The organism is Lapidilactobacillus achengensis (assembly GCF_003946655.1).
Classification (GTDB): Bacteria; Bacillota; Bacilli; order Lactobacillales; family Lactobacillaceae; genus Lapidilactobacillus; species Lapidilactobacillus achengensis.
Genome location: NZ_RHOV01000001.1, coordinates 197192 through 220032, shown reverse-complemented (window position 1 = coordinate 220032; position 22841 = coordinate 197192). Strand labels below are relative to the sequence as shown.

Below are 22841 nucleotides of genomic sequence, written 5' to 3'. Positions count from 1 at the left end.
TCCTTAAGTCCAGTGTAGCAGGTGGAAATGATAACCAAAAATACATCTTTAGTCATTCGACCATATCAAAAAAGTTATGAGGTGCGTTAATGAATTTGCGTCAATTGCGTCTTTTTCTCAGTGTGTGCGAAACCAAATCCGTAACCCAAACGGGACACCGCTATTATCTGTCGCAACCGGCCGTCTCCAAGACAATCAGTCAGTTGGAGCAGGAACTGGGGTTGAACTTGTTTGATCGCGTTCGGGGTCAACTGGTCTTAAATCGCGACGGCCAAGCTTTTCGCCAGCAAGCACAACAGCTGGTCCAGGCGCATCAAGACTTGGCTGATTTCAAGCAAACACGCCACCAACAAGCGCCGATCGCCTTGGGGCTGAGCTTGACCATTGGCACGCAAGCCCTGACACCAGCGCTGCAAAACTTCCAGCTCCAATATCCCCACACCCCTGTGAAAATATACGCGGAAAACGTGGATCAGATTCAGCAGCGACTACTCAACGGCGAGATCGACGTCGCTTTGATCGAGGGCTTCCGGACGAACGCCGCCATTGTGCGCCAGCCCTTGTCAAAATACCGCTTATTCTGTGTGGCCAGCCCACAGGCAACCTTTTGGCGGGAAACTTCTTGGACACCGGCCGAACTGGTGCAGGTGCCCTTATTGTTGCGCGAGCGGGGCAGTTCACTGCGGGATAGCTTCGACGCGCTGATGTGGCAGGCACATTTAGCCGTCACACCCATGATTGAAAGCGTCAATACCGAAGTCTTGATCAACGCGGCCTGTGGCGGGCTAGGCTTGACCGTGCTCCCAGAACCATTGTGTCAGCCTTACTTTGCCACTAATCAGCTGCAACGCCTGCAAGTCAACGCCCCGCAAATGAGCACGCAGAATTATGCGGTGACATTGAAGGACCGCTCTCAAACCGCCGCGGTTCAAGCTTTGATTGCTTGCTTTGCGGAACTGATGTTAGCTTGACCGGTGCACGCAAGCCGGCTTGATCAGATTGATCAAGTTGGTTTGACCGATTCTTGGACGTTTGGTCAGCGTCACAGGTGCTAATTGGTTGGCAAAAACTATTTATCATTCGAATAAGAAAATAGAAATGATTTTTCCAAGCGTTTTCTGGTCACTCTGGCTTCGGATACAGTATAATATAGCTATCTAAACGAAGAGGGTGTTGATCATGAAGAAATATTTGGCATAGTTTATTGGGACGTTTATGCTGGTCTTCGTCGGAACTGGTTCGGTGGTTCTAGCGAAAGGCGATGCTTTGACGATTGGGTTGGCGTTTGGGCTGACGGTGACGGTGATGGCCTATTCCGTTGGCGCGATTTCCGGCGGGAATTTCAATCCCGCGATTTCCACGGCCTTGATGGTCAATGGGCGCTTATCGATCAAGGACGGCTGTAGTTACATTGTCGCGCAGTTTCTTGGCGCCACCGCCGCGTCAGGCATTGTCAAATGGTGGACGATTGGATTAGGCCAACCGGGAAATTCCTTGGGGCAGACCGATTTTCCTAAAGTCAACGCGGCCACGGCCTTTGTTGCCGAGACTTTGATTACGTTTATTTTCGTCTTGGTGATCTTATTGGTGACCAGCCAAAAGTATAGCGCCGGTCAAATGGCGCCAGTGGCGATCGGGTTGACGCTGGGCTTGCTGATCATCACCGTGCTAAATGTCACCGGGGGCTCCTTGAATCCTGCGCGGAGTTTCGGCCCCGCGATCTTCGCTGGCGGTACTGCTCTGGCTCATTATTGGGTTTATCTGCTAGCGCCATTACTAGGTGGGGTGCTGGCGGCCTTTGCCGGACGAGCCTTAGGAACAGAAGAGGATTAAACTTCGCCTGCACGCGGGAGCGCTTAGCACTTGGCAGGTGACTGGGATGAGCATCAGAATTTGAGAACATTAAACACAATTTCAACGACTTGTACCGTCTGGCGTCATCAACGTTTTGGTGACGAGTCAGGATGGTACCGGTCGTTTTTTGTGGGTTTGGGTTCTGGGAAATTAGCCCACCTGCCTGAGAAACCCGATATTTGCTACGCTCCAAGGATTGATCGCGCATTAAATTTAATTTCGATTGCCGGAAACGTGCCGCTCAAACGTTACTATTAGTAGAGGAACCATTCCTCGAAAAACAGAGTGTAAATCGACCTGCACAGCTTCTGAGCATTAGCCTAGCAATGGTTATGAAAGCTTGGTTGTGCTTTCGGAACCATTGCGTAGCTAAGTGGAAGAAGCTAGGTCGATGCACACGTTTCAAAATAATGAACGCGGGCTGAATTGAACCGCGTTTTGGCGAAGAAGGCAGGGAGAATCATGGCGCGACCGATTAAGAAGGGAATCGATTATTTCCCGTTAGATGTAAATTTCTTGCAAGATTTGAAGGTGCGTAAAGTTCGTCGGAGTTGTGGCGATCAGGCGCCGTTGATCCTGCTTTGCGTGCTGGCCCATGTGTATCAAGATGAGGGCTACTATTTGGCTTGGGATGAGGATGTTTGCTTTATGATCGCCGAAGATACGGGGGTCAGCGAGGAGCTGGTTTTGCATACGGTGGCACGCGCCGCGGCGGTGGGCTTCTTTGCCCAGCAGTTGTGGCAAGATCAAAGAATTCTGACATCCCATGGCATTCAGGCGCGCTATGCCAAGGCCGCCTATCAAAAAATGGACCATTCGCTGAGAGCCGACTTGGTTTTATTACCGGGAAACGTGCCGGCGGAGGGCTGCCAATGTGCTAGCTCCTGACGAGAACAAGGTAAATCAGGTGATCAATCCCCAAAGTAAAGAAATAGCAAACCAGACCAAAAGAGAGTATCAGAAAAGTACTCGCGAAAGCAGCCCATCCGTTCCTAAAGTTGCTGATGATCAATCCAGTGCCGTGCTTGCCGTTTCCAGCTTTAGCGGCAATCGCCAAGGCGCGGCTCAGCCCCAAACGGCCACCGCCCCAAGCTCACCTTTAGCGCAAGCGTTGGCCAAGGAACTGTTAGTGGCAATTCGCCAACATTTGCCGCGCTTACGTCAACCTGATCTCGGTACCTGGGCCGAAGTTTTCCAACAAATGTTGACGGTGGACCAACGTGCGGTTTCAGAATTGCGACAGCTGATTGCCTGGTCGCAGCAAGATTCCTTTTGGCAAAGCGTGATCTTGGATGCCAAAAAATTCCGCCAACATTTCGACCAAATGGCGGCCCAACAGCAGCGCCCCGCGCGATCGCAAGTGCCAACGAAGGCTCAGGTCATCATTCCCTCTTGGTTGCGGGAGCAGGAAGCGCAGGAAGCTCAGTAGAATCAATGAGATAATGAAGGTGCGCTTGATTTTTGGCGCGGGGTCCAGGGATTACCACAATGACGTTTCAGCCTGCGTGGACTTTTTCAGAAATTGCCGCCGAAGGATTTTTTTAAAAAACTGACTTGAATTTAGCGGCAACTCTTTGGTATACTAATTGAGTTGTGGAGAGTTGGCAGAGTGGTAATGCACCGGACTCGAAATCCGGCGAACCGGTAACACGGCGCGCAGGTTCAATTCCTGTACTCTCCTTTCATAGTACTTCATTGCTTGTTGATGGACCCCGGAAATGCTGATATAAAGGCATTGCGGGGTTTTCTTTTTGGTTGCTTTTTGTACGACTCGGACAAACTAGGGTAAGTAGCACACTCGCTATAATGCCTGAAGTGCAGTCACAGAGGTCTCTACTAAATCACGTTCAAGGATTTTTAAAGGTGCGGTCCACGGATGGCGATCATTGTACCATTGTGGCAATGATGGAAAAGGATTACTATTTTGACCAGGGTCTATCAAAACAAAATCACCAGAACACGGAGGATCAGCAAATGGATCAAGTTGAACAATGGCAGGCGGAAAGTCAGTTAGCGATGCACGGGTGGGATTTCAGCCATCTTGACGGCCGCTGGACAAATGAGCCTTTACCTTGGGATTATCAGGCTGTGGTCAAGGCTAATCTTAAGGATGAGCTGATGTGGCTTGATGTTGATACTGGAGGCGGTGAACTAATGGACAGCTTTGGGCATCCCACGAATAAGACGGTGGTTACGGAAGGCTGGGGGCCAAATTTACAGCTCTTGCGCGCGAAATATGCCACTTCCGGTGTGACCGTGATTCCCGATCCAAACGAAGACTTGGCCCAGGTGCCAGCTGATTACTTTGATATCATCACCAACAGTCATGGGGCGTTGCCAGTCCGGGAAACGGCCCACAAGTTACGCGCCGGTGGGATTTTCATTACCCAGCAGGTGGGCGCGACCAATAATTTCGCCTTGTCGCGCTTCCTCGACCCCAATTACAGCCCGGCGTATCCCGACAATACCCTGATCGACGCCTGCGCGCGCTTGCAGCAAGCCGGTCTGCAGATTGAGCAACAGAATTCGGCCTATAGCAAAATGAGTTTCTTCGATGTGGGCGCGATCGTCTATTATGCCACCGTGATTCCTTGGGAATTTCCAAATTTCTCGGTAGCGACTTGCCTGCCTCGACTGAAGCAACTTAGTCAGCTGATTGAGGCGAACGGGAGCGTCTCAACTTTCGAAGATCGATTTATGATCGTGGCGCGTAAGCCCGACGAAAACAGAGAGGGGCGCGCCGAATCCAGAGAAAGCGATTCGCACTAGTGTCTGGTGTTGTCCATCTTGATTTCCTGAGCGATTTAAGGGTCCAAGTGTTCTGTTCATTTTGACAAGCGAGCAATAGGGCGCTAGCGGCTTAAACCATCGTCCTGAGGCTTCAAAAACGCGTGACTTTTCCCTGAAACCAACTGACGCTCTTCTCACGGCGCTCGATCTGGTGGCTAGCTCGTTTACCGGCGTTGTTTACCAGTAAAAATTCCTTTTTACCTGAACTTGGGGTATCATATTATTAGAAACTAAATTAAGCTAGCGAGGTTCCCGATAGCGGCGCCTAGCTTGAGCAACTGAACCTGAAGCGGGTTAAGCTGACTGGTCTGAGCGATGCTGGCGGATTTCGTCACGTGAGTTCGTTGATGGATTGTTTGCGCCCTGACGGAGTTTTCCATGAATCAGCGTGTGTTCCCTGATCAGTGGGGATGATCGCGCGATTACCAGCGCTGTTTTAACCTGGCTTCGCTATATTGCCAGCGTGATTTGGCGGTGCAATTTGAACATACACCGGGTGCCCGCGGTCAAAATCGCCGCTTGCCAGGATTGGCTTAGCCTGAGGATTAAGCTGACCCCTGCCGGCATGATTTTGACTTGCTAACCGCGAACTGACAGGGCAGGGGACAACCAACGGCACAACTGAATAGCACACTAATGAGATGAATTGAGTGAGATGAACATCATGACAACAGAAACTTTAACGGTATACATCGATGAGTCCGGCAATCTGGGCCAAGATCAGGGCCGTTATTTTACCTTGGCCGCCGTTGTTGGCACGACCGAGGCGATGAAAGGCTTGCGCCGCCGTCAAAAGAACGCGGCCGAGCGCTTTCGTCGTAGCAGCCCAACGAAAAAATGGCCCAACAACGAGGTCAAGGCCGCAGCGTTGAACCAAAAAGAGCGAGCAACCATGTTACGGCAGGTACTCACGCCAGAAATCCAAATCTATGCGTTGATTTTGGATAAGCGGCATTTACCGGTGACCGATTTCGCCAGCAAAAACAGTTCTTACGATTACTGGGTCCAGTTGTTGCTGGATCAAATCGTTGCGACCCAACCGCGGATCACTGAGCTCTTGACCCAATTGGATCAACGGGCCCTGAAAGATGGTAGTCAGAATTCCTTGGCGGATCATTTGCGGATCCATTTCAACTTCGAAATGCAGCGTCCTGATCTAACCGTGACGATCAGTTATTACGAGTCCCAACTTAATTATGGAATCCAGGCCGCCGATTTCGCGGCGAACGCGATCAATAATTTTTATGAGACGCAGAAAAAAGGGGCCTACACGGCGTTGCATAAAAATCTGCGCCAAACGGTCACGCTTCCACAGGCTGTTTTCGGCGAGAACGGGAGCCAGTCAGCTAAGCCGCGGCGGAAACGTCACCGTGCCGCTCGCAAAAATACCGCCAAAATCACTGCCCTCGTCCCAGACGCAAACGGCCAGGCTGACCAAAAAGCTGGCCGTAAATCGGTGGGCGCGCCAACCAGCGCCACACCAACCGGCAAGCGGGCGCGGTCCCAGGCGACGTCTAGGCGGAAAGTTACGGGCGCAAAAAAGGCGAAAGCGACCGCCATGTCAACGACGCAGACTCAACCAACCGGGAAGAAGCGGACAGACAGTGCCGCGCTGGTTCCCGAAGCGCAACCGCAGCCAAGTAAGTTGGCGCACTCAGCGGCAACCACGAAGTCGGCTACGGCAGATTCGGCGCCAACACTTGCGGCGCAACCGAACCCAACAGCGCGTAAACGCCGCCATAAACGGGGTGGTCGTAATCACCCTAAGCGTCAACCGTCAGCTGAGCAACTTCAGCCGCAAGCACCGGTGGCCACCCCGCTTAGGCAGGTAGCCAGTCAGGCCCAAACCGCACCCGTCGCGCCACCATTACCGACCAGTAAGCAGCGCCAGCGTAAACACCGGCAGCGCCAGAAGCGACACACATCGACGCCGCCGACGTCAACGATTTTGACCAAGAAACAGGCCAATGGGAAACAAACCAACAACGAACAGGTTATCGAGGAACAGACCAACAAGAAGCAGACCAATGAGAAAATGAGGAAACAAGCAGTGAAAGCAGATCAAGTCAAGACCGGTCAGCCCCACGCAGCGGCCAACGAGAGCAATTCCCAGCTGCGAGTAAAAACGACAGCCAAAACAGGACGGAAAATAGGCGCTAAAGCCGGTTCAGCCCAGGCAAAAACTAAATCAGGCCAAGCCGCGCAGAAGCAAGTTAAGTCCGGGTCCGCTACCCAAACGCCCAAACAGACAGAACCAACAGGTAGCAAACAAGGGCAGGGTCAGCCCCACAAGCGTGCGGCGCAACAAGGCGGCGCTCGATCCGGCGGCCAGCCAGCAGCAAAACGTGGCCAGTCCGCCGCCACATCGTTGCAGGATCAATTACCAAGCCAATCCCAAGTTCGGTCAACTGCGGCGGGCAGTCAGTCTAATCGCCGTAACCAGCCTAAATCCCAATCACGAAAACCGGCGACCACGGCGGCCAAATCAGCCGTGACGAAGCAGATTCAGCCGCATCGGTGGACGATTCGTCCGATTACACCAGCCGTTTCCACGCAAGAACAATTGATCCATATCAAGATGACCGCGCAACAAACGGCAACTTCTGGGCCAGCGCGGCCGACCCAAGCAGTCCCACCCAAACAGCAACCATCCGTCAAACAAGCCCGCAAACGCCAACGCTCCGCGGCGCCAGTGTCAACGGCCAAATCAACCGACGCCTCAATCACCAACGCGAAGCAGCATCAAGCGAGCAAGGCGACCGCGCCAGGCGCCAAATCAACACCTGCTCGCCAGACAACCAACAACCGCCCCTCAAAAGCAAAAGCGACTGGTAAGGCGGTCGTCAACCAGGCCAGCGCTCAACCAGCGGCTAAGGTTCGATCTGCCGTCAAGGGTCAGGCTGCCATCAAAGCACAGCCTCACAAGCAGGCTCCCGCCAAGTCTGGCCAGCCAACAGGGCAACAACCAGTTCAGCAGGGGACTAAGACGCACGCGCCCCGACCAGTCGGCTCGCGTGTTAACGCCCCTAAGCAGTCTTCACCAGCAAATCAACAGCGCGCTAAGTCGGCCAGCAAGCCTGCGACCAAAAAAGTTGGCCAACCAGCTTCCCACCAGGACGCCACGCCGGCAGGTCAAAATCCAGCCAAGCGGCCAGCGCGTCAAGCGGGCCAATCTTCGTCTCCAGTAACTGCACGAAAATCAGGAGCCAAGTCGCAAGCGGCCAAAGCGAAGGGCTCGGCAACCTCGACTCAGACCGTTAAAGCCAAGAATCAGGGTCAGCAGAAGGCAAGGCCTGAAACAGTGGCGGTCCCCCAACCGAAGAAGACACAACGTTCCGCCAAAAACGCCCAGCGCACCCAGCCAGCCAAACCGCGTCATGCCCAGAACCAACCAATTAAGGCCCAAAACGGGACCCAATCAACGCCGCAACAATCCTCATCTACCACCCAATCACGGCCAGTGGCCCAGCCGCAGAAACAGCCGCAACACACCAGTGGGAAAAGTGGTCAACAACCCGATCAAACTGCGCAACGTCAGTCACAATCGGAACAGCGGCGAGCTCAGCGGTCAGCGTCAAATCAATCAAAGTCAAATCAATCAAAGTCAAATCAATCAAAACCATCCAAGCAGCCGGCACATCGCCAGCAAGTCAAAAAGCCGGGCCAACCGGTAAAACCAACGCCGGCAGGGGATTCAGAAACCACCGCGCGTCGTCATCCTTGGACAATCCGCCAAATTGATTAGGTCCATCAAATTCTGTTAAACTAGTTTTAAGCCAACCATGACGGATCTGTGGTCATGGTTTTGTTGCCCAGGTGATTGGGTTGACGTCCGGCCAATTCGTTCAATGGGAGATCAGCTATTTTCACCAAATGATTTTTGACCAAATGTTGTGTTAACGTTTGTATTTCTTATTTTTAGCAATTCTGCAACTTTTGATAGCTTGCTATCTTTCACATCTGGGAGGGAAACTGATGAGTTTAGTTGTTCTAATTGGCGCTCAAGCGGTGGGAAAAATGACGGTTGGCGAGGCCTTGGTGCCGGCGCTGAATGGCCGTCTGTTGTTCAATCACCAAACGCTTGATCTTTTCGCCAATTATCTTGGTTATGATCGGCGCACTTTCCAGTTGTCGGATCAAACACGGAAGGCACTCTTTCGGGCTTTCGTAGCCGATCCAGCGGCCAATCCAGTGGACACCATTATTTTCACGGTGATGATCGATTTCAATAGTCAGGATGATTTGGATTTCCTACAAGAAATCAGCACGATTTTCCTCACTGCCGCCGAGCCCGTTTATTTCGTGGAGTTGCAAGCAGACTTGGCGGTCCGGCTGCAGCGTAATCGCAGTGAGCATCGGCTGGCGGCAAAGCCTTCCAAGCGGGATTTGGCTGCGTCGGAGCAAGATTTACGCGAAAGTGTGACCCAATATCGCTTGACCAGTCGGCCAGGAGAGTTGGCGCGCTTGTTTCCCCAAGTAAACTGCTTGGTGCTGGACAACACAGGCTTAGCGCCCACCATTGTGGCCCAACAGATTTGCCAACATTTTTCGATCGGTCAGCATTAATCGCCGAATAATATTCGTTGTAGCTTACATACGAATCGTTGTATAATGCAAAGTGCTGTCAAATAGCATTTAATTATCTGCACGATTAAGACTAAAAAATTAATTATATGCGCATTCTTATGTATGCTTTCGGCTGGATCTGATGAGACTCGGCGCGCCAACGACAAAAAAGAAGCTTACCTAATCAATTAAACATTGGGCAAGCTTCTTTTCTGATTTACGTCTGATTTAGGCGGTGGTCTTGATGCATCCACCCATTAACCAGGTTGCTGAACACGTATTGACGGATTCCTGCTTCGGACCGGTTTGGTGTGACCCAACACGTTCAGTGCGTAGGTCAGTCCTGGTCAACATCGGAGGGCAACAGAATCGTTTGGGAGTGCCCATCATCGTAGGCCAGCACCGTTTCGGGGTAACTGGTGTGATAGGCGGCCTGCGTATCGATCGCGATTTGGTCGCCGGTGGTTTCTGAGTCGAAGCTGATTTGGACGTTGTTCTGGTCATTTGCGGCAATGGAAAATTGGAGCAGATTTTTCAGCGGGAAGACACCTTGAAGATCGTGATCGATAATCAGCCAGAGCGCGTCGATCAGGGCATCGGGTAGTTGACTGGCCACAGCGATGGTGGCAAAACGTTTATCTGTTGCTTGAAACATGGACAAAACCTCTTTTCAGTGGTGGACATTCAGTCGTGAAAAAGCAGTTGGAAATAATTGTCATGAAAGAACTGTGGCGAAAGAACAGTCGGGCCAAGGCCGTCGGGACAAAATAAGCAGGAACAGAATTGGTAGCTCAAAATTGCTGATTATTCAGGAGCAACCGTCAAATCGGTGACAGTTGCTTCGACGAAATCAATCAGATCTTGCGGAGCCAACTGGACAGAGCGCCCTAGTTTACCGGCGGAAACGGTCATCGTTGGGTGCGCCAGCGCCGCTTGATCAATGTAAATCGGGAAGTGGTGTTGTTCATGGATCCCGATCGGCGTGTTGGCCCCGTGGACATAACCGGTTGTCTGTTCTAGTTCTTTTTGCGGTAACATGCGAACCCGTTTATTGCCGGAAGCGGCGGCCAGCTTGCGTTCGTCCAAGTGGGCATTGATCGGGATCACACCGACCAACGGCCCTGTTTTCTCTCCGTGGAGCACCAGTGTTTTGTAAATCAGCTGCTGCTCATCGGCTTCGTGGGACTGGCCTAGCGTGAATTCCAGTTGTTCATAGGGAATCTTGGCGCGATCGAGAATCTTTTCCACCAAGGTCTTTGGTAATTTATTCTTACGTTTACTCATTTAGACACCTTAATTCTAGCATTTTTTCGGCGCGCTCACTATAATAATGGGCAAGAGGTGAGGAACATGTTCGCTTTCAGAAAGAAAAAATCGACCGATGAAGCTGAGTTCGATTTCACTAAAATGATGCGTCAGGTGCGGCAAGATCCCCAGCACTTGGAGCAAGTCCAGCAAGATTTCAAGAAGTACACACGCAGCTATCCCCGGCCGAATCAACCTGTTTCTCACGGATCAGGCAAAGATCGGCAGGAAACCTAGGAGAGACTGGGGCAAAACATTGTTTTGCGCCAGTCTCTTTTTTCATGTTTATTCTTTCGCTGGACCGGTTAACTTTGCTTGCTTAGGCGTGCCGGTCAACGATCCGCCGCTCAAGCCTGATTCCATCAATGAAAAGCGTCACATCCATTGTTTCATTCTTGTTGCGCCTTGTCGTTCAGATCTTTATTTTAGCTTGTTCCAGGTGGAGACGCAACCGCGCCAAATTCGTCGCGGGGCTAGCGTTGACACTGCCCGGAATCCGCTGTCTGGTTAGTGTGACGCAAAATCCGTTGCCGACCTAGAGATCCCAAGCGGCCGAGCTTAGTTCATCAATGGCCCGATCCAGTGATTTACTCCCATCGGAAACCGTGATTTCCAGACGTTTCAACTCCGGACGGTGGGTCAATTTGACTAACAAGTCGGCGACATTATCCCGGCTCACGCTGGCGGACAAATCGCTACCTTTGTCAAGGTTAACGTCGCCAGAACCAGCATCGTTGGTCAAGGCCACGGGCCGAATAATGACATAATCCAAATGGGTCCGGTGAGTCAACCATTCATCCGCGTAATGCTTGGCGATGAAGTAGTTGTGCAGGCTACCTGACCACTTCTCGGCATGGTTGGCATCAACAGAGCTAACGAGTAAATAGCGTTTGACCCCAGCCTTTTCGGTGGCGTTCATGGTTTTGATCGCGCCATCAAGATCGATCTTCAACAACTCCTGACCAGCTGATCCTGCCGTGAAAATCACTACATCCTGATGTTCGAGTACAGGCGTCATTTTCGCGACTGGCCAGTCTAGGTCAAAGGCGACATAACTAACATTTTTTGCGGTTGAAACGGCCTGAGTTGCCGGTTTGCGCACGCCTGCTGTGACTTGATCACCTTGAGCCGCTAATTTCTCAACTGTTCTTTGGCCAATTTGACCATGGGCACCGATAACAAATACTTTCATATTCGAAGTCCTCCTATCATTTACTAATTCTAGTCTAAGCTAAAAGAACGAAATTGTTTAGTGATTACACTTTCGGAGCGCCACTGACAGGTGGCAAAAGTAGGTTGACCGCAGCTTGCGCTGCGCGTGGCGTTGGTGGTGGGCAGATTTGGTGGGGCTCCAGGTCGGGCTGGGGGTGGTGGAACGCTGCGGGCACGACTTGAAGCTTTTCGGAAAACCACCGAAAATCTTCAAGCTCGGCCTTATTGTAGGCGATAAATCGCCAACAATAATATCGCGGCTGACTCACCCCCAGCCCGACCTTCCGCCAACGCCCAGGGTCAGCTTCTGAGCATTAGCCTATCAACTATTTTGTAGGCTGGTTTATGCCCCCAGAATAGTTGATAGGCTAAGCGAAAGAAGCTAGGTCGGCGAACACGTTTTGTGTGGAGTACGTTTCTATTTTGGCCGCGGCTTGCGCTGCGAAATTCGGGGTGAGCTCGCTTGCGCTGCGAAATTCGGGGTGAGCTCGCTGTGGGCGCTGTTTTGAGCCAATCCGCAAAGTGCGCGGCTTGTCTCAAAATCAGGCCTTGTCCTAAGCGGCAAAGCCGCCAAGGACAATTTCACGGCGATCTCACCCCGAATTTCTCCGCTCCAGCCGCTCAACGTTATAACAGCCGCTTGAGCACTCACGCCGACCGGCAAGCTATGGTCAATTGATGGGGAGCCACGAAATTGACGACCGTGGCTAGTGGTCATCAGCTTTAAATGGGTGACACCAGTACAGTCGGTCTGATGAACTAAGGCGAGTTCTTGATGAAGCAGCCGAATCGGTCGGTTTCCAACCAGTGATTGTTAAGGAAACAAGTAGAAATGTTTGGCCTACGCAAAATATCCCGACCTCCTAATCCAAATCAGTTGGCATTGCCGTACCACCCCCCCCAAAAAAAAGAATAATTGTTTGATCTCTAGCTTGCCAAACCACTTCGTCAAATCCTTCGCTTCGACTGCAGATTGACGCAATACTGCCTAGCAACCGGCTGGGACTGCGCGGCTCAGTGGTGAAATTGTCCTTGGCGGCTTTGCCACTTAGGACAAGGCTCGATTTTGAGACAAGCCGCGGGTTTTGCGGATTGGCTCAAAACGATGCCCACCACGTTCCAGTCCGCAACAGCAGTCCCAGCCGGTTGCGTCCCCACCCAAACCCATCATATCCGCAATCAGACGAAAAATCTGAACCGGCAACCGTGCTTTTCCAGGTTGGCTTCAAACGATCATCCCGGATTCTCGACTTGTTTTTTGTGGTGAGAAGGGCGGTTCTGTGTCATAATAGGAACAGCAGCACAAGCAAGGTCGAACAGTGACATTCTCGAATGCGGAGATCCGCGCGGAGCGGAAAAAGGAGCGCAATAATATGGATATTCTAAGCTATTTAGATGAGCAGATCGAACAAAGTGATTTTCCTGGGGATTTGAATATTAATTGGGACAAGGAGATTCGTTCATTTGAAATCGAAATTCTGATGACAGGCCAGACCAATGAACTGGAAATTGAAGACCAAGAGGGAGACACTCAGGCTGAGGAAGTCAGTTATGATGACGCGATCCTGATTTATGACGACCAAAAAGTAGACGGCGCGGATTACGCGGACAATTACTTGGCGACGGTGCCGTTTTCCGGGCGGCAGGGGATCGAGAAGGCTGTTTTGCAAGGGTTGATGGCTTACTTAGGCGATTTGCTTGACGATGGGATGAATGATTTTCTGGATTTCTTGGATCCGGATCTCGAAGTGGCAACTTTTCAATTAGCTTGGTCACAACCGGCTTTTGAAGCGGCGGTAGCGGCGGCGCGGGAGAATGGTGCCAGTGGCTTCTACGCTTATCCTAAATATTAGGCGGTGGCAAGATGAACTGGGAACAAATTCGGATTGATTGTCCTGCGGCGGCATTGGATTTGATTGCCAACCAATTGATTGAGTTGGGGACTGGCGGGGTGCAGATTTTGGATCAAGAAACCGCGGCAACCACCACGGCGGTGTTGGCCTACTTGCCAGCGGATGAAGAATTAGATAAGTTTGTCGCGGCGGTAACGGCGCGGTTAGGAAACTTGCAAACGGAGGGCTTTCTCCATGGGCCCTGGCATTTGTCAACGCGGCAGATCGATGGTCAGGCCAGCGCAACCGCGTGGGAAGCTTACTATCATGTGCAGCATTTGACCCGCTTCATTACGGTGGTGCCGCAGTGGGAACCTTATCAGCCCACCGCAAGCGGCGAAATCGTGATTCGCCTGGATCCAGGTCGTTCTTTTGGGACGGGGATGCACCCGACGACTCAGCTTGCGGTGGCGGCGTTGGAATTGGCCATGCGTCCGCAAATGCGTGTTTTCGATGTGGGGACCGGGTCAGGAATCTTAAGTTTGGTGGCCAAGTCGCTGGGCGCGGCTACGATCCAGGCAACGGAACTGGACGAGGCCGCTTTGGCCTTCACGTGCAAGAATCTTGAGCTAAACCAAGCGGCGGATCAGATCCAACTGTACGCGGGGAGCTTACTAACGCCGATCGTAGGTCAAGCGGACTTGATCATCGCCAATATGTTGCCTGAAGCGCTGTTGCCGTTGATTCCGCAACTTGATCATCATTTGGCGGTTGATGGTCAGGTGATTTTGACGGGGATCATCGCTGAACAGTTACCGAAAATCACAGCGGCCCTGACGGCGGCAGGCTTCGTCAGTTCGCTGACCTTGAGTCAGGGACCGTGGTCTTGCCTAAATTGTCGCCGCAAAACGGAGGTGGCCTAATGCAGCTTTTGTTTGTGGAACGACCCTTGATGCCGGCGGCGCAGTTGGTGTTAACTGGCGCGGCTTATCAACACGTGATTTGCGTCTTGCGTTTGGAGATCGGCGCGGCGCTGGAGCTCGTTGGGTCAGATCAGGTGGGCTTCGCGGCGACGATCACAGCGATTGACCCGGCCAACAGCAGTTTTAGTGTTCAACTGGCCGCAGTGGCTTTGCCAAACACGGAATTGCCGGTTCAGGCGACCATCATTTGCGGGTTACCCAAAGGTGAGAAAACCAAGTTGATCGTCCAAAAAGCGACCGAGTTAGGCGTGGCGCGGATCATTTTCTGTCCGATGCAGCGGTCGATCATGCGGTGGCGTCCGGAACAAGTGACCAAGAAAGTCGCTCATTTGCAACAGATCGCCGCTAGCGCCGCCGAACAATCTCATCGCCGCCTGATTCCCCAGGTCGAATATTGGCCTACGTTGGCGCCGTTGCCGAGTGTCGGTCTGAATTTGGTCGCGTACGAGGAAGTTGTGAAAAACGGCCAACAGGATCTCGCGCTGGCCCAAGCGTTTCAGACGCTACGGCAACAGTTGTTGGCGCTGCCCCATGAAGCGGCGGTCCCGCCGACTGATCGGCCAGCAGTGCGGATGATCTTCGGTCCCGAGGGTGGCTTGGCGCCGGTGGAAGTGGCCGATTTAACCGCTCGCGGCGTGCAAAGTGTGGGTTTGGGCCCGCGGATTTTGCGAACCGAAACGGCGCCTCTTTATTTTCTCAGCAGTTTAAGCTATGCTATTGAGGTCGAGACTTTGCCAAGGTAGGTCTGTCTGCTGGATTTGGACTGCTTGGCCGTTGACGCGCTGTCTGTGAGCGCGCGAATAATGATCGTGTATCGATCAAGATGAATAGGAATGAATGTTGAACCGATGACAAAAATAAAAAAAATCTTGCCCTTGCCGATGCTGATCTTCTTAGCGGTGGCTTTGATTGTTTGTTTCCCGTTACCGTTATTGACGAGCTGGCTTCATGTCTCCACGGTGCACCGCATCATCAGTTTGTTTCTGATCGTGGATCCCTTGCTGGTGATCGTCAGCGCGGTGGTGATCAAGCGGGCGCACTTTGCGAAATGGTGGTTGTTGGCTTTTCCCGCGATCTTTGCTTTGAGCGTGTGGTGGCGGTTTGCGAAATATAATTATTGGTTAGTGGGGATGTACCTGTTGCTGGCGATCATCATCTATGTGGTGACGCCTCAACCTAATGCCCAAGCGTGATCTTGGCGCTTGCAGGCGCGTTTGGCACTTGCGGTAGACGGGTAGACGGCAACAACGATTGATTAAAGATTAAGGATGATGGCGATGTCCAAGGAACGTGTCTTGACTCAAGATGAAGTCATGGAACTTTGCCGAGAATATATGAATCAGGATCATTTGGCTTTCGTGCAGAAAGCCTATGACTTCGCGGCGTATGTTCATCGGGAACAAAAGCGACAGTCAGGGGAACCTTATATTATTCACCCTGTCCAAGTCGCGGGAATTTTAGCGGAATTACATATGGATCCAGAGACGGTGGCCTCTGGCTATTTGCATGATGTGGTGGAAGATACCAATGTAACCTTGGGTGATGTGGAAGAGCTGTTTGGCAAAGACGTGGCGATCATCGTTGATGGCGTGACCAAGCTCGGCAAGATCAAATACAAGTCGCACCAAGAACAACTGGCGGAAAATCACCGGAAAATGTTACTGGCCATGGCCAAAGATCTGCGCGTGATCATGGTAAAATTGGCGGATCGATTGAATAATATGCGGACCTTGCAACATTTACGCCCGGATAAGCAACGCCGGATCGCCGATGAAACTTTGGAAATCTATGCGCCCTTGGCGGATCGGTTAGGGATCAGTCGGATCAAATGGGAGTTGGAAGATATTTCCCTGCATTATTTGAATCCGCAACAATATTATCGGATCGTCCATTTAATGAACTCCAAGCGTGGCGAACGGGAAAGCTATATTTCCGAAGCCATTGGTGAAATCAAGGCGGCGTTGAGTGAGCTGAACGTGAAGTATGAAATTTATGGCCGGCCCAAGCACATCTACTCGATTTACAAAAAAATGCGCGACCAGCATAAACAATTCAACGAACTCTATGATCTGTTGGCGATTCGGGTCGTGGTGGATTCGATCAAAGATTGCTACGCTGTTTTAGGCGCGATCCATACCAAGTGGAAACCATTACCAGGTCGGTTCAAGGATTATATCGCCATGCCCAAGGCCAATGGTTACCAATCACTTCATACCACGGTGATCGGGCCGCAAGGGAAGCCGCTGGAAGTGCAGATCCGCACCCAAGAAATGCACCAAGTGGCCGAGTATGGGGTCGCGGCGCATTGGGCGTACAAAGAAGGCGTTAAAGATGAGATCCATCTAGACGCCACTGGTCAGAAATTGGATATTTTCCGGGAGATCTTGGAAATTCAGGATGAATCCGAAGATGCCAAGGACTTCATGGAAAGTGTCAAGGGTGACATTTTCAGTGACCGAGTCTACGTGTTCACGCCTCGGGGTGATGTTTACGAATTACCGAAAGGCTCGGTGCCGATCGATTTCGCTTATTTGGTTCACACCGAAGTCGGCAACCATACCGTCGGCGCCAAGGTCAATGGCAAAATCGTGCCGCTGAACTACCAGATGAAGAATGGTGACATTGTCGAAATGTTGACCTCAACTTCGGCGTCACCAAGTAAAGACTGGGCGACGATCGCGTTTACAAGTCGGGCCCGCAACAAGATCCGCCGTTTTTATAAGCAAAAGGAAAAAGATGTCAACGTTGATCGTGGCCGCGAATTGCTGGAGAAGCAGCTCCAAGAATTAGGCTACCCGGCCAAGCAATTCATGGATAAAGATCACATGGGTCAGGCGCTGGGTCGCTTTAATTTCAATACCGATGAGGAATTGCTGGGCGCTGTGGGTTACGGTGAGATCTCGGCGCAAGTCGTCGCCAACCGCTTGACCGAAAAGGCACGCAAGGAAAAAGAAGAAGAGCTGCAGAAGCAACAAGCTGAAGAAATCTTGACCACGCCGAAGACTCCAACCAAACCGAAGGATAGTAACGAGAAACTCAAGATCCAACACGAAGGCGGGGTCGTGATCCAAGGGGTCAATAATCTCTTGATCCGCTTGGCCAAATGCTGTAATCCAGTTCCTGGTGATCCGATCGTTGGTTATGTGACGAAAGGACGCGGGGTGACGATCCACCGCGCGGATTGTCCCAATATTTTGAATGAACAAGACGAGATGCGTTTGATCGAAGTGGAGTGGGATGAAGTTGACGACACGACCCAATCCTACTTGGCTAATCTGGAGATTTTCGGGTACAACCGCAGTGGGTTGCTCAACGAAGTCTTGCAGACCTTGAATTCGCAAAGCAAGAATCTGAATAACGTGAATGGCCGCGTCGACCACAACAAAATGGCCAATATCTACGTTACCGTCGGCGTGCGCAACGCCCAACATTTGGAACGGATCATTGATAGCCTGAAGAACATTCCCGATGTTTATGAAGTCAAGCGCGCCAAAGGTTAGGGCTGACCGCGAGAGCTAGTGTCTAAATTTGCCAATATTTGCCAACAGTCACGAACAAAGTCGCCAACCGATGAGTTCTCATCTGGCCAGGCGCTTTTTTCGTGGGGCAGAATGGCAGCGGCGCAAGACGGACAGGGGTCAGCAGACAGAATTCCAAGATTAGGAATTTCAACAAGATGTCGAATATGAAGATATTGAATGCTATGATATTGAATTTTAAGATATCGAACATTGAGATATTGAATACCAAGATATCGAATTTCAAAATGTCGAATACCAGGATATCGAATACCAAGAGATCAACTTTGTAGATGGGAGTTTTTAGATATGCGAGTCACTTTACAACGGGTCAAATCGGCTAATGTCAGTGTTGCTGGCGCTGTGATCGGTCAAATTCAGCGGGGGTTGGTGCTGTTTGTGGGCATCGCGCCAACGGATACCGCGGCCGAGTTCACTAAAATGGCCAACAAGATCGCGAAGTTACGGATTTTCGAAGACGATCAGGAGAAAATGAATTTGAACGTGCAACAGGTTGGCGGCCAGATCCTCTCGATTTCCCAATTCACGCTATACGCGGACACGCGCAAGGGGAATCGGCCGAGTTTCACCGCCGCCGCTAAACCGGACCAAGCCGAGGCCGGCTACTTAGCATTCAATTTCATTCTGGCAAGCCTGCTGGCTCAACCGGTCCGCACCGGCAAATTCGGTGCGGACATGACGGTGATGGCGGTGAATGATGGACCGGTGACGATTAATTTGGAGGTATCCCATGATTAAGAACTTGATTTGGGATTATGATGGGACCTTGTATGATACCTACCCGAAAATGTTGCATTGCCTGCACCAGGCTTTGGCTGATTTCGGGCAAACGAGCTTGAATCGTGACGAATTGTATCGGCTGATCAAAATCAAATCGATCCGCTTCGCCTTGAATTATTACCAACAGGTTTATGGGATCCCTGCTGATCAAGTCAATCAGCGGCTTCATTCTTATATGCGGGCGCCAGACGCGCTGGTTGTAAAACCATTTGCCGGGGTGGCGGCCGTGTTGCGCCAAGTTGTGGCGGCCGGTGGTGTCAATTTGCTGGAGACCCACAACAATCATGAGGCGATTGCCCAAATGGAACAAGATGGTCTCTGGCAGTATTTTGCCGGGGGGATCACCGCTGACGACGACTTCCCGCGGAAGCCTGATCCGACGGGGCTGAACGCGTTGGTGGCACAACACCGGCTCCACCCAGCGCAAACGGTGATGGTCGGTGATCGACGGTTGGATATTGAGGCCGGGACCGCCGCCACGCTGCCAACGATTTATTTCGACCCTGATCATTTCACCGACGCGCCAATGGCAACTTATACTGTTGATCAGATCGCCGCGATCTCACCGTTGTTGACCGCGGCCGAGCCGGGGGATTTTTTTGAGCTAGTCAGGAAGTTTTGAGCTAGTCAGAAATAATGTCTGGATCCATTTTAGGGGCGTTTATTGCGGTGTGATTTTGAAATTTTGCATCTGTCGAAATGAGCTGGTTCTGCAGCTAATGGGGGGTCTATCTGTTGAAATTTTCAAAAGAAATGGATCAATATCTGGTTCAGAAGCGACCAACCCCCGTTGGAGCTTCAGTTCATTATGGGAATTTGTCGAGGTTAGCGATGGCAAAGGCACAGGCGCGGTTAACCCCTGTGCCCGTTGATGTGATCGTTAAGTTAATCAATGAGTTCTTGGGGAAAATCGATCTGCCAGAAGTCGCACACCCGATCATGACTGATTTCAAAGTGGATCAAGCTACCAAGAATGCTGCGCTGGATTACAACGCAATAAAGCGGGACAATGATTTGAATGCGGTCAATCACATCGTCTGGCTTAAATTCACGATGGATAAGTTCCTTGGCGTTGTCGCATCGGGAAATGATTGTAATTTCGACATCCCACCTGATCCTGCGAATTACAACGATCCCGGTCGTCAATCAAGATGGCAATACAACACTTCGGGCATCCTGATCGATCAGCTAGGAAAGAAGTGGGATGAGCGTCTGCTTGTGGTCTTTCCCTTGCCTGGGATCACCAATAAATCGAAATCCGCTATCGATCGCGGGATTGGCCAGTACTTACTGAAACATGATGTCCCGATCTTAGATTATTATTCACATCTTTTTTGATTGAAATCAGCAGATAGAGGCTGACGACTGGCTTTATTTCATTTTTCTGTTTTTGTCTGAACCGGCCTCGATTCTTTGAACGTGAGTGGATTCGAATTTCTTGATCGTTAAAACAAGGTGCCCATCGATTTGATGGACACCTTGTTTGTTTTACGATCAAAAATGATTTTATCTGGTTAAGCGGTCAACGCGCGGCTGCAAAACTCGGCTTGGATGCTATGACCACAGGAAACGAGGAATTATTTGAAGTAATTGGTCAGAGCAATCACGATGTCGTTGGCAACTTTGTTGTAATAACTGCTCTTGGTGATATAGCGGAAGTCCTTGCTGTTGTTGATGTAACCCAGTTCCAACAGGACGGCCGGTCGTTGATTGTCGCGCAAGACTTGGAAGTTGCCAAACTCATAACCACGATTGGTCAGTGGCAGGTTGCCCAGTTGCGAGCTGAGTAGTTGCGCTAGTTTCTTGTCACGATTGTCATGGTAGTAGTAGGTGGTGATCCCGGTGGCGGAATTGACGGTATCACTGGAATCAAAATGCAAGCTGATGAAAGCGTCCGCCTTCAGTTGATTGGCCGCCTGGGCCCGCGGAGCCAGATCCAGATAGCTATCATCGGTCCGCGTCAGCACCACATTAGCGCCAGCGGCTTTCAATTTGGATTCGATCACGTTGGCGATGGCCAAGGTGTAACTCTTCTCATATTTGGCGCTTTGGGAGAGGGCGCCGACGTCATTGCCGCCATGACCAGGATCCAGCACGATTGTCGCTTCGGCCAGATTTGAGGCGATTTTTGGCATGGTGTCCTCCAGCGTTTTCCGGTTGGCCATGGAGACGACCCAGCTGGCCACATAACCGGTTTTGCCCGCTTTGGTTTTGACTTCATACCATTGATCGACGGTTTTGACATAGGTCAAGATGGTCTTGGCCGGCAGATGTTCCAGCACATTGGCGCTGGTATTCGGTTGCGACCGTAAAGCCGTGTTGTCAGTGTCGACAACGGCCACTTGGTCCTCAGCCTTCGTCGGTAGAACGCTGGTATCACCGATATTGGTGGTTTTGGCGTTACTTTCTACTTGATCCGTGATCTTGACCTTGGTCTTCTGGACCCAAGCGACTGAATCTTGATATTTCACCTCGAGCCAATCGCCTTCTTGGTAGAGGATCGTGACCTTGTCTCCGGCGTTGAGCTGCTTCAGCGGCTGAGTGTTGAGCTCATTGCTGGCGTAAATCGGGGTGTCACCTTGATCGATCAGCCCGATCCGATTGGCGGTGGCGCTGACTTCTGTGTTCTTGATCAACCAACTGGCGACCCAACCGACAGAAGTTTCACTTAGTCGCACTTGGTACCATTCATTCCGCTCGCTGATCACGGTCAAGCGCTGACCTTTTTTGACTTGGGCGGTGACATCATAAGCCAGTCCTGGGCCCTTGCGCACATTAAGCACGTTCGCCTGGACCACGACTTGCTGCGAGTTTGCCATGACGATCGAAGTGCCGATCGAACCAATGATCGCCAAAACCACGATCAATGTGAGCCGCCACTGCCACAGTTTATGTAAGAAATTTTTCATTCGCGCCATTCCTTTACGCCTTATTCAGGGAACCGTCTGCTGTTCGCGTTACCTAGTTTGATTTTACCATGATTAAGGTCGTTTTGCGCCTACTGACCTCATTTTTAACAAAAATGGTTGGGATTATTCTGGGGCGCGGGTTGAAATGAGCTGAGATGCCGGCTGCATGCTGAGAAAAACGCCAGCGTTAGCACCTTGTTCTTAGGCGGATCGAGATCAGAATGAAGCTGTTTGGGGTAATCTGATCGGATTTAGCTTGTTGACATTCTGACAATTTCCGCTAGAATCGGCCATGGGATTGGCGTTGACGGCAAGCACACCTCAGTGGCCGTTGCGGGTGCGCCAACCCGCGTAATCCAATAAATAGTGACAAAACTGGAGCCATCATCTAAAAAAGATGAGATAGGAGCAGATGATATGGTGAAACCAAATGAGGATCCGCGTGAAGATATTCAGCGCCAGGAAGATCCAAGCGCTGAACAGCTTTACGTCCCCACAGATAACGCTGAGAATCTAGTCTTAGCAATGTTGGCCATTTCGCAGAAGATGTCGGGCACACTGCCGACCAAGGCCGATTTTTATGATAGTTTGAATCAGTTTGGGGTTGAACCGACCGCGGAATTCCTTGCGAAAGTTCACGCGTCATTTCCAGAATTGGAGATCTGATAATTCCGTTTGGCTAAAAGGGGGTCGGGCAAGTGTGGTCGGGCTCCAGGTCGGGCTGGGGGTGGTGGAACGCGGCGGGCGTCACTTTGAGCTTTTCGGAAATGCACCGAAAATCTCAAAGCTGAGCCTTATTCTAGGCGGCAGAGCCGCCAAGAATAATATCGCGGCTGACTCACCCCCAGCCCGACCTTCCGCCAACTAGTAAACAGCCCACCAACGCCAGAGTGTGAATCGACTTGGACAACTTCTGATCATTAGCCTAGCTACCCAAGGTTTTGGAAGCTGGTTTCGCTTCCCAATGTCGGGCATCGCTAAGCGCAAAATTCAGACGATTTGTCACCGTGAAAACGTTGCCAGTCTTGACTTTTGCTGACTAGACGTGTAAATTAGTAAGCGAATATCAAA

General features: G+C 51.3%; 23 protein-coding genes and 1 tRNA gene. 19 read left to right on the top strand and 5 right to left on the bottom strand.

Annotated features, from left to right (window positions below; all coding sequences use genetic code 11):
- Nucleotides 1-89 precede the first annotated feature (89 nt).
- From EKM94_RS00980 to EKM94_RS00945, 8 genes are all read left to right on the top strand, one after another.
- Nucleotides 90-971, top strand: a complete 882-nt coding sequence (locus EKM94_RS00980) for a LysR family transcriptional regulator (protein WP_125596130.1) — start codon at nt 90-92, stop codon at nt 969-971.
- A 232-nt stretch (nt 972-1203) separates the two neighbouring features.
- On the top strand, nt 1204-1833 hold the full coding sequence (locus tag EKM94_RS00975) for an MIP/aquaporin family protein (RefSeq protein ID WP_318531094.1): 630 nt from the start codon (nt 1204-1206) through the stop codon (nt 1831-1833).
- A gap of 483 nt (nt 1834-2316) precedes the next feature.
- Nucleotides 2317-2742, top strand: coding sequence for a DUF4373 domain-containing protein (locus EKM94_RS00970; protein ID WP_125596123.1), 426 nt, complete (start codon nt 2317-2319; stop codon nt 2740-2742).
- Nucleotides 2729-3283, top strand: coding sequence for a hypothetical protein (locus EKM94_RS00965; protein ID WP_125596120.1), 555 nt, complete (start codon nt 2729-2731; stop codon nt 3281-3283). The genes EKM94_RS00970 and EKM94_RS00965 overlap by 14 nt, the downstream gene beginning before the upstream one ends.
- Before the next feature lie 166 nt (nt 3284-3449).
- Nucleotides 3450-3535: transfer RNA gene (locus EKM94_RS00960), tRNA-Ser, on the top strand.
- A gap of 293 nt (nt 3536-3828) precedes the next feature.
- Nucleotides 3829-4623 carry an SAM-dependent methyltransferase gene (locus EKM94_RS00955; protein ID WP_125596117.1) on the top strand — a complete coding sequence of 265 codons (795 nt, stop codon included), beginning with the start codon at nt 3829-3831 and terminating at the stop codon, nt 4621-4623.
- 685 nt (nt 4624-5308) lie between these two features.
- Nucleotides 5309-8389, top strand: coding sequence for a DUF3800 domain-containing protein (locus EKM94_RS00950; RefSeq protein WP_164511040.1), 3081 nt, complete (start codon nt 5309-5311; stop codon nt 8387-8389).
- A 230-nt stretch (nt 8390-8619) separates the two neighbouring features.
- Nucleotides 8620-9210 carry a DEAD/DEAH box helicase family protein gene (locus EKM94_RS00945; RefSeq protein ID WP_125596111.1) on the top strand — a complete coding sequence of 197 codons (591 nt, stop codon included), beginning with the start codon at nt 8620-8622 and terminating at the stop codon, nt 9208-9210.
- Nucleotides 9211-9547: 337 nt separating this feature from the next.
- Here the strand turns inward: EKM94_RS00945 and EKM94_RS00940 are convergent, their stop codons facing one another.
- Together EKM94_RS00940 and EKM94_RS00935 are read right to left on the bottom strand one after the other, a co-directional pair.
- Nucleotides 9548-9865, bottom strand: a complete 318-nt coding sequence (locus tag EKM94_RS00940) for a DUF960 domain-containing protein (RefSeq protein ID WP_125596107.1) — start codon at nt 9863-9865, stop codon at nt 9548-9550.
- Between the two features lie 149 nt (nt 9866-10014).
- Complete coding sequence (locus tag EKM94_RS00935; protein WP_125596104.1) at nt 10015-10494, bottom strand: aminoacyl-tRNA deacylase; 480 nt, start codon at nt 10492-10494, stop codon at nt 10015-10017.
- A gap of 66 nt (nt 10495-10560) precedes the next feature.
- On the opposite strand from EKM94_RS00935, the gene EKM94_RS00930 reads away from it, so the two are divergent.
- Complete coding sequence (locus EKM94_RS00930) at nt 10561-10752, top strand: hypothetical protein (RefSeq protein WP_125596102.1); 192 nt, start codon at nt 10561-10563, stop codon at nt 10750-10752.
- Between the two features lie 298 nt (nt 10753-11050).
- On the opposite strand, the gene EKM94_RS00925 is transcribed toward EKM94_RS00930, so the two are convergent.
- Nucleotides 11051-11707 carry an SDR family oxidoreductase gene (locus EKM94_RS00925; RefSeq protein ID WP_125596097.1) on the bottom strand — a complete coding sequence of 219 codons (657 nt, stop codon included), beginning with the start codon at nt 11705-11707 and terminating at the stop codon, nt 11051-11053.
- 438 nt (nt 11708-12145) lie between these two features.
- On the bottom strand, nt 12146-12445 hold the full coding sequence (locus tag EKM94_RS00920) for a hypothetical protein (protein ID WP_125596094.1): 300 nt from the start codon (nt 12443-12445) through the stop codon (nt 12146-12148).
- Nucleotides 12446-12747: 302 nt separating this feature from the next.
- Here EKM94_RS00920 and EKM94_RS00915 point away from each other — a divergent pair, with 302 nt between their 5' ends.
- The 9 genes from EKM94_RS00915 to EKM94_RS00875 all read left to right on the top strand — a co-directional run bounded on the left by EKM94_RS00915 (nt 12748) and on the right by EKM94_RS00875 (nt 20199).
- Nucleotides 12748-13050, top strand: coding sequence for a hypothetical protein (locus EKM94_RS00915; RefSeq protein ID WP_125596091.1), 303 nt, complete (start codon nt 12748-12750; stop codon nt 13048-13050).
- Nucleotides 13047-13580, top strand: a complete 534-nt coding sequence (locus tag EKM94_RS00910) for a DUF3013 family protein (RefSeq protein WP_125596088.1) — start codon at nt 13047-13049, stop codon at nt 13578-13580. Before EKM94_RS00915 ends, EKM94_RS00910 begins: the two co-directional genes overlap by 4 nt.
- Before the next feature lie 11 nt (nt 13581-13591).
- A complete protein-coding gene (locus tag EKM94_RS00905) occupies nt 13592-14482 on the top strand; it encodes a 50S ribosomal protein L11 methyltransferase (protein ID WP_125596085.1) in 891 nt (296 codons plus the stop codon).
- Nucleotides 14482-15285, top strand: a complete 804-nt coding sequence (locus EKM94_RS00900; protein WP_125596082.1) for an RsmE family RNA methyltransferase — start codon at nt 14482-14484, stop codon at nt 15283-15285. Before EKM94_RS00905 ends, EKM94_RS00900 begins: the two co-directional genes overlap by 1 nt.
- 105 nt (nt 15286-15390) lie before the next feature.
- Nucleotides 15391-15735 (top strand): hypothetical protein, encoded by a 345-nt coding sequence (locus EKM94_RS00895; protein WP_125596079.1) that lies wholly within the window; start codon nt 15391-15393, stop codon nt 15733-15735.
- A gap of 84 nt (nt 15736-15819) precedes the next feature.
- A complete protein-coding gene (locus EKM94_RS00890; protein WP_125596076.1) occupies nt 15820-18042 on the top strand; it encodes a RelA/SpoT family protein in 2223 nt (740 codons plus the stop codon).
- Between the two features lie 327 nt (nt 18043-18369).
- Nucleotides 18370-18819, top strand: coding sequence for a D-aminoacyl-tRNA deacylase (gene dtd, locus EKM94_RS00885; RefSeq protein WP_125596074.1), 450 nt, complete (start codon nt 18370-18372; stop codon nt 18817-18819).
- Entirely contained in the window at nt 18812-19483 is a 672-nt protein-coding gene (locus tag EKM94_RS00880; protein ID WP_125596071.1) for an HAD hydrolase-like protein, read from the top strand. The genes dtd and EKM94_RS00880 overlap by 8 nt, the downstream gene beginning before the upstream one ends.
- Nucleotides 19484-19692: 209 nt before the next feature.
- Entirely contained in the window at nt 19693-20199 is a 507-nt protein-coding gene (locus EKM94_RS00875) for a hypothetical protein (RefSeq protein WP_125596068.1), read from the top strand.
- Nucleotides 20200-20438: 239 nt separating this feature from the next.
- Here the strand turns inward: EKM94_RS00875 and EKM94_RS00870 are convergent, their stop codons facing one another.
- Entirely contained in the window at nt 20439-21770 is a 1332-nt protein-coding gene (locus tag EKM94_RS00870; RefSeq protein ID WP_125596065.1) for an N-acetylmuramoyl-L-alanine amidase, read from the bottom strand.
- Nucleotides 21771-22187: 417 nt separating this feature from the next.
- Here EKM94_RS00870 and EKM94_RS00865 point away from each other — a divergent pair, with 417 nt between their 5' ends.
- Complete coding sequence (locus EKM94_RS00865) at nt 22188-22436, top strand: hypothetical protein (protein WP_125596062.1); 249 nt, start codon at nt 22188-22190, stop codon at nt 22434-22436.
- Nucleotides 22437-22841: the final 405 nt, after the last annotated feature.